The following is a 6,950-nucleotide window of genomic DNA, read 5'->3' on the forward strand; positions in this document are numbered from 1 at the left end:
ATGCGCTGCCGGCGGGCCATCTCACCGTTGATCACGTCTTCCATACGAGTGACGAGGTCGGCTTCCTCCTCCATATTGGTGACGACCGCGGTCACATGGGAGAGCCGATCGAAACCCAGGAAGGTAGCGCCACCCTTGAAGTCGACGAGCAGCAGGTTCAGCACATCCGGGGAATGCTCGGCGACCGCGGAGAGCACAAGGGTGCGCAGGAATTCCGATTTACCGGAACCGGTGGCGCCGATACACATTCCGTGCGGGCCCATACCCTCTTCGGCTGATTCCTTGATGTCCAGGTGCACCACCTGGCCGGTGGGGTCGTGCCCGAACGGAATGTTCAGACGGTGGCGATCGGCGTCGCGGCGCACCGGCCACTGCCGGTCCACCCGGATATTGCCCGGATCGGAGATACCGACCAGATCTTCCCAGGAGGTGCTGCCACTGGCCTGTTCAGCGGCCACCGCTTCCACCACAGTGGACAGTCGATACGGCGACAGCTTGCGGGCCAACGCGGTGACCTGCGGCACGGACATGGTGTCCGCAGTGCCGATCAGTCGGGTGCCGTTGGGCGTCTTCTCCTCCAGAGTTCGGTCGGCGGCGACGGCGAACCTCAGCGACCGTGGCAGCGACTGCTCGGACTCGCCGAGCCGCAACCAGGTGCAGCCGTCGATACCGGAGATATCGCGATCGGTGTTCGCGCCACCGGATTCCACGATCAGTACGTAGTGCGATTTATCCAGCGCCGGTTCATTGTTCGCCGAGAACGGGCCGCGGTTGAGCCCAGCGAGCACCTTGGTCCGCAGTTCGGCCACCGACCGGTACACCATACGGCTCGAGCCGACAGCGTCGGTTTCCGCGGGATGCTGGGTATGCGGCAACCATTTCAACCACGACCACTCCGGCGAATCCGGATCGCCGAGGACTGCCGCTATTGCCACCTGGTCGGGTCCGTGCAGGACCATGATCTCGGCGAGCATGGCCCGGGCCAAGCCCGCTACAGCCCTTGGATTACCGTCCAGCAGGATCAGTGGCGCGGACAGCAGATTCACGGCCATCGGCATCCCCCCGACGGTCGAATAGGCCTTCGCGAAGCGGGTCAGCTCGACCACGCCGACAGGGTCCAGATCCGAGGTGGGCGCCGCCTCGGGGACGATGACCCGGACCTGGTTGGCGATCCGTCCCCGTCCCATCCGCACGCGCAGGAACTGGGGATTGGCGACCTGTACCTCCCACATCCGCTTACCGCCGATCAAGCGGCCCAGCCCGGCAGGGCCGGGATGGGTATAGGACAAGTATTGGTGCAGTTCGGATTCTGCCGCATGCACGGTTTTCCGGTTGTCGGCAATCGAACGCAAGTAGTCCTTGCGCTCTTCGTTCAGCCCGGCCGCAGTGCTGTTGCCGCCACCACCGCCGAATTGACTGCCGACCATGCCGAACATCGACACGATCATCATTATCGGGAACATCAGCATCATCGGCGACATAGCGCGGCCACCGGAGAACATCATCACCGTCATGCCGACCATTGCCGCCACCATGATCACGGGCATGATCATCCGGAGCCTGGACATCGGCACGGGCCGGGGCAGCTCGGTGGGTGGCTGCAGCCGGAGCTCAGTCACGGCGGGGGCCTTGGGGCCGCGCACCATGCGGGCCGGCCGGACAAAAGACCGAGTGCTACTCATGGGTGTCAACGTTCGACGGATCCGCGGGGGCGCGATGTGTCCCAAAGCGAGCACCACCACTGAAAACCACTACAGTGACCAGTTTTCCGTCCGTGAACGGGCGCCGCGAGTAATTGCTATCACACCTCGCACCGTATGGCTCTCCCCCGCTGATGCAACCTTCGTCGAACCACAGCGCCCGAGGCAGCCGAGATTTCATCGAAGCTCGAGCTTTCCAGGAACCATTGAATACCCTCGAATCTGTGATAGGCAGGCAGCTGCGCGAACCTATTACCCGGCGGGAAAGAAGATTACAAAAGCCCAACTCGGCATCATCTGCACTACGGCACATCGGACCTGACACGGTCGGAAAACTCATCCAAACCAATCCGACCTCGCCGAAAAGATCAACCCGTGAAGAGCAGTGGCAAATTCCTCGTATTTTCCAGTGACCAGGCTGGAACCAATTGACCTAATTAGACACCGCAACAACCCGAATCAGAAAGAGCTACTGCCACACCTTCAGGATTCCTTCAGCTCCCGGCTCTGCCGAGCATACCCACGATGGCAAGCGGCCCAGGGCGCGCATACCTCAACGGACAAACCACATCCATCGCGACCTCACGGCGGGTCGTGGCGCAGCGCCGACAACCGATCCCAACCGTGCTCGTCCAAGCCGCGGGCACGAAATCGAAGGCTTCGGCCACTTCCTTAGACAGGTGTTGTTCGAGGATCACTCCCGCACGGGTGTAGTCGACAAGTCCCTTCACTTCCAGCAGGATTGCCTCGATCCGAGCGTTCGGGCCAGGGGGATTACCGGGATCGGTGACCAACCCGTCCTGCAGAAAGGCCGGCATCGAGCTTTCGGGTGTCACGATCGCCAGGCTGCCGATCGACTGCGCTTGTTTGCCGACCAGTGGCCCGAACCGAACGGCATGCTGGTCGGTGGAGATGATGACAACGTTCACACGCGGACCTCCACCCTCGAACAGCCTGCTCACCACCAGCAGCGAGGTGTCCTCGTACAGCAATGGAGCGATCGCCAGGCGCTGCTCTGCGTCCAAGTACGGGGGGAACGCATTGGACGTCGATGAACTCCTCATGTTCCAGAAGCTGCAGGAAGTTATTGACACCGGAAAGCGCGCTGATCGCGAGGCCTCGTGTCGCGAGATGCTGGTCGAGCTTCACAAATCGCCCGCAAGTGCAAGGCATTCTGCTGGCTGGTCCCAGCCTGTCGATCCAATACGACCCGGACGGCTTCCGACCCTCTCGTCTCGATCCCGCTCGCTCAGTGCCTATCAGAAGCGCGCTGGCCTCGTCGGACGCCCACTTGAACTTGGGAAGCTGTCGGGTACCGTCTCAATAGACCGGCACCGCGCCACCCGACAAGATCACCAGGGCGTGCTGGAGATGGTGACGGTCGATCTGCCCGGATAAGGCGCCCGCTCTCACTTTCCGGGTTGCTCGGATCCAGGACCCACCCCGATTCCCGGGCCGATGCGAGCAGAAGACGGAATTTCCGCCACCCGGTTCTAGCACCACCAGAGTTCACGCAACAGCAGTTCAGCGAGGTTCCGCGGCCGGGTTTCCCCTTTTTCCGTCCGCGCCGGGAAGTCTTGTACCAACTCGGCCACCGGACGACTGTTGTAACCCACCATCCACGCGAGGAACTTCGTGGAGACAGCGACACCATCGATGGTTGCCGGAATCGAGTCGGGTGCGCCCAGCATGGCGAATCCGTCACCGGGCAACCCCATCGACGCACCGGCGAGCTCGGCAGTGGTTTCCAGAGTCGGCATGCTTCCGAGAACCTGCTACCGCTGCCAACCGTGCCGGTCCAGGTTCGGCGCCGCGGGGTCTCGATGGCGAGCCGGGCCGCGGCCAGAGGGCGCCCGACCGGCAGCCGCGAGATCGTCGTCCACCGTCAACCCGATGAACGGCAGCATCGCCTCCGGCGCGAGCCCGGTTCGAGTACCGGCATGAAGCTAGCGGCCCGACGACACTCTCCGCGTCCACGCGATCGGCCGGGCTCGCCCTGCAGTCAGCTCGCCGCCCGCTGGTATTCCTGGAGCACCAGGGAAGGGATACGGCCACGCTCGGGCACATCATGCCCATTGCGGCGTGCCCACTCCCGCACTGCCTTCGCGTCCTTCTGCCGACCCACCGCAGGAGCCTTGGCTCGACTTCGTCCCCCGACTCTGCGCGCGAAGGGAATCCACTTCCCGAGGCCGGCACGGAGTTCCCGCGCATTCGCCTCGGACAGGTCGATCTCGTAGCCCACCCCATCGAGACCGAACGAGACGGTCTCAGCGGCGGCGGACGCGCCATCCAGATCGTCGATCACGGTCACCACAACCTTGCGCGCCACTCTCCACACCTCCACTGACAACCCCGCCGGACCCTACATTCTCTGGCACAGTAGCAGCGTCTCACCGGCCTCTCTCAGAACACCGACGAAAACCCTCTCGACTGCACCTCACCGTGAGTACGGCCTGGGCCGAAGCCGCAGCGATAAACGCACTGAACCCGGGCCCGGTCCTGGGTGCCCGACCTCCCAGATCCACTCTGCACGCCAAACAGCTTTTCGCCGAGAACATCTCCCGGTTCGCCGCCCATGCCGACCGAGCCCCCGGCCCAGTACTCTTGGTGATGATCGATCAACCGGTCTCAAGCCCCCGGTGCCAGCGTCTCCGCGACCCGCTGATCGAGCACTGCTCGGACGGTACGAGGCCGACCACGGAACACCGAGCAGTGCCCAACCCCGCAAACCAGGCCCTCGCTCACCGGGCCACCCGATCCGATGCTCACGCCGCGAGCGCCATCCCGGACCGTTTCGCAACAGCAAAGATTCGGTGAGCACGCTATCGGCCGGACCGTCGACGCGGTAGTCCGAAACGTCCGGGCGGATCTCCTACCGGGATGCGATGTTCCAGGTCCGGCAACCAGAGCGAGCCCGGCGAACCGACCCTCTTTCGGTGAGGGTGAGATGCCAGAGCCCGCCGTTGGCGTCGGGAGTCGATCGTCGGAAGAGCGTGGCAACCACCCGTCGCATGACATATAGTCACATTCGCATGTATTAACTAATTGGGAGTATCAATGACCACCGCCACCACAACCACCGGCTCACGATTTCCGGCGATCGACACCTCGCAGCTGCGACCACTGGTACTACTGACACCCTTCTCGGTGTTTATCGCCCATACCCTCGAGGAGCTTCCACAGTTCGCAGCCTGGGTGAGCGAGTATTTTGCACCGCTGACCACCGAAAAGTTCGCGGTCGGCCATATCCCGCTGATCCTGATCGTGCTGCTGTGCTCATAGCGGGCACTGGCGCCGAACACCCATCTCAACTGGTCGGTCATGGCGGTCGCGTTCCAGTGGCAATTCGCAGTCAATGCCGTGTTCCACCTCGCCAGCGCGGCGTGGTTCGGGGACTACTCACCCGGAATGGTCACTGCGGCAGCGGTCGCCCTATCCACCACGGGGGCAGTACTCGTCTGGATCCGCCGACATCAACTGCTCAATACCGCCCAACTGGGTGCGGCGATCGCGATAGGCACCGCGGTGGCCGCGGCAGCGATCGGCGTGCCGTTTCTCGGCTGAGACAGCGCGACGAGCACTTACCCCGGAGGAAATCGATGACAAACGGCACATCCCTTCGCTCACTGCGACTGACCGGCGTCGCCGGAATCTTCGGCGCTGTGTTGTGGACACTCGGCGATATCCTGCTCATCGGCGCGAACGCGCCATCAACCGACTACCCACTCATCCTCGAAACCTACGCAGCCGACGTCGATACCGACAAGGCAGCCACAATGCTTCCGTCATCAGCGATACGTCTGGCGGCGGGTGCGCTCGTCGCCAACGTAGGCATCATCTTCTACCTCGCCGGGAGCTGGCACCTGTTCCGAGGGCTGCAACCCTCAGGTCGCCGCTGGGCCATCCCGGTGCTGGTGATGTTGCTGGCCGGTTTCGCCTGGGCGCCACTGGGCCACGCCGGCTACTACTACCTCGGCATGGTCTACAAGACCATAACCGTCACCCCTGCCGACGCGCATCCCGCGCTTCTCGATCTGGCAACGCAATACCACTACGTCCTGCAGATCGCCTGGTACTTGCCGATCGTGACTATCGGCGCCGCGCTGCTGGCCCTCGCTGTGATCGTCGCGCTCGACCGTACTGCCTGGCCACGATGGTTCGCCCTGATCATCAACCCGATCTCACTCATCACTATCGGAACAGTGATCGCTGTCCTGCTACCCGAACCCATCGGCACCTGGCTCAGCGGTGCGGCATTCAACCTCGGCCTCCTCCTGGTCTTCCTACTATCCACTGCCCTCTTGCGGAACGGAACCGGGGCCATTCACCCGGTGAAATAGGGGTAAGACCCCGTGGCCTGTCCCCGGTGAATGAGTCCATCCGGGATTAGAGTCCTTGATCGGCCCTGATGAGGGCCAGAAGGGACACTGGGAACATGGCAGGACGCAAGCGGCATTCCGCCGATGACATCGTGGGAGAAGCTGTGCCGTGCCGACGAACTCACCGCCGGGGTCGCTACCGGTGAGGAGATCGCCGCAATCTGGGAGTATCCGCGGCGACATTGCATAACTGGCGCCGACAGTACGGCGGATGGACACCGACGCCGCTAAAGAGCTCAAGGAGCTGCGGGAACAGAACGCCCGGTTGAAGCGGCTGCTGGCCGACGCCGAGCTGGAGAAAGACGCGCTGCGGGAGATCGCCAAGGGAAAATGGTGAGCCCAACGGCTGGACGCCGCGTCGTGGACACGCTCAAAGAGGTGATGGGTATGTCGGAACGGTTCGCGTGCAGAGTCGTTGGGTTACATCGCTCGACGTATCGGCGGTTGCCGGCTCCTCAGGCCCCGATCGATCCGGATCCAGGTTTGCGGTGTGGTTACGCTCGTATGCGGTCGATCATCCCGGTCACGGGTTCCGCCGTGCGTGGGCGGCGTTGCGATTCGACGAGGGCAGCTACGTGGACATCAAGCGGGTGCACCGGTTGTGACGGTCCGAGGGCCTGCAGGCGCGGGCCCATCACCCACGCAAACGAGCCGGGTTCTCATCGATACCGGCGATCGAGGCCGACGCCCCGAAGGTGACGTGGCGCTGGATTTCCAGTTCGACTCCACTGTGGATGGCAAGACGGTGAAGATCGCGTCGATGGTCGATGAGCACAGTTCAAGACGAGGTGTTCGCCGACTGCGACCTCGCCTTCACCCGCGCCCGAGCCGACGGCCACATCACGCCGGACACAGACCTGTCTTGGGCTCG

At 63.3% G+C, this 6,950-nt stretch carries 8 protein-coding genes; 4 read left to right on the top strand and 4 right to left on the bottom strand.

Features of this window, described 5'->3' with window-relative positions; translation table 11 throughout:
• From eccCa to ACWEWT_RS38245, 4 genes are all read right to left on the bottom strand, one after another.
• Nucleotides 1-1,619: type VII secretion protein EccCa (eccCa, locus tag ACWEWT_RS38230; protein ID WP_452565817.1), on the bottom strand; the 1,619-nt coding region annotated here is incomplete at its 3' end.
• A 575-nt stretch (nucleotides 1,620-2,194) separates the two neighbouring features.
• Nucleotides 2,195-2,725: a hypothetical protein gene (locus ACWEWT_RS38235; RefSeq protein ID WP_452565819.1), complete on the bottom strand. Its 531-nt coding sequence runs from the start codon at nucleotides 2,723-2,725 to the stop codon at nucleotides 2,195-2,197.
• A 468-nt stretch (nucleotides 2,726-3,193) separates the two neighbouring features.
• Nucleotides 3,194-3,460, bottom strand: coding sequence for a hypothetical protein (locus ACWEWT_RS38240; protein ID WP_452565820.1), 267 nt, complete (start codon nucleotides 3,458-3,460; stop codon nucleotides 3,194-3,196).
• A 242-nt stretch (nucleotides 3,461-3,702) separates the two neighbouring features.
• The gene (locus tag ACWEWT_RS38245; RefSeq protein WP_452565821.1) at nucleotides 3,703-4,029 is read right to left on the bottom strand and encodes a histone-like nucleoid-structuring protein Lsr2; all 327 of its coding nucleotides are present in this window, start codon (nucleotides 4,027-4,029) and stop codon (nucleotides 3,703-3,705) included.
• 728 nt (nucleotides 4,030-4,757) lie between these two features.
• On the opposite strand from ACWEWT_RS38245, the gene ACWEWT_RS38250 reads away from it, so the two are divergent.
• The 4 genes from ACWEWT_RS38250 to ACWEWT_RS38265 all read left to right on the top strand — a co-directional run bounded on the left by ACWEWT_RS38250 (nucleotide 4,758) and on the right by ACWEWT_RS38265 (nucleotide 6,416).
• Entirely contained in the window at nucleotides 4,758-4,982 is a 225-nt protein-coding gene (locus ACWEWT_RS38250; RefSeq protein ID WP_452565823.1) for a hypothetical protein, read from the top strand.
• A gap of 39 nt (nucleotides 4,983-5,021) precedes the next feature.
• On the top strand, nucleotides 5,022-5,264 hold the full coding sequence (locus ACWEWT_RS38255; protein WP_452565824.1) for a hypothetical protein: 243 nt from the start codon (nucleotides 5,022-5,024) through the stop codon (nucleotides 5,262-5,264).
• A gap of 35 nt (nucleotides 5,265-5,299) precedes the next feature.
• Nucleotides 5,300-6,040 carry a DUF6796 family protein gene (locus ACWEWT_RS38260; RefSeq protein ID WP_452565825.1) on the top strand — a complete coding sequence of 247 codons (741 nt, stop codon included), beginning with the start codon at nucleotides 5,300-5,302 and terminating at the stop codon, nucleotides 6,038-6,040.
• A 250-nt stretch (nucleotides 6,041-6,290) separates the two neighbouring features.
• On the top strand, nucleotides 6,291-6,416 hold the full coding sequence (locus ACWEWT_RS38265) for a hypothetical protein (protein ID WP_452565826.1): 126 nt from the start codon (nucleotides 6,291-6,293) through the stop codon (nucleotides 6,414-6,416).
• Nucleotides 6,417-6,950: the final 534 nt, after the last annotated feature.

It is taken from the genome of Nocardia sp. NPDC003963, assembly GCF_053605105.1.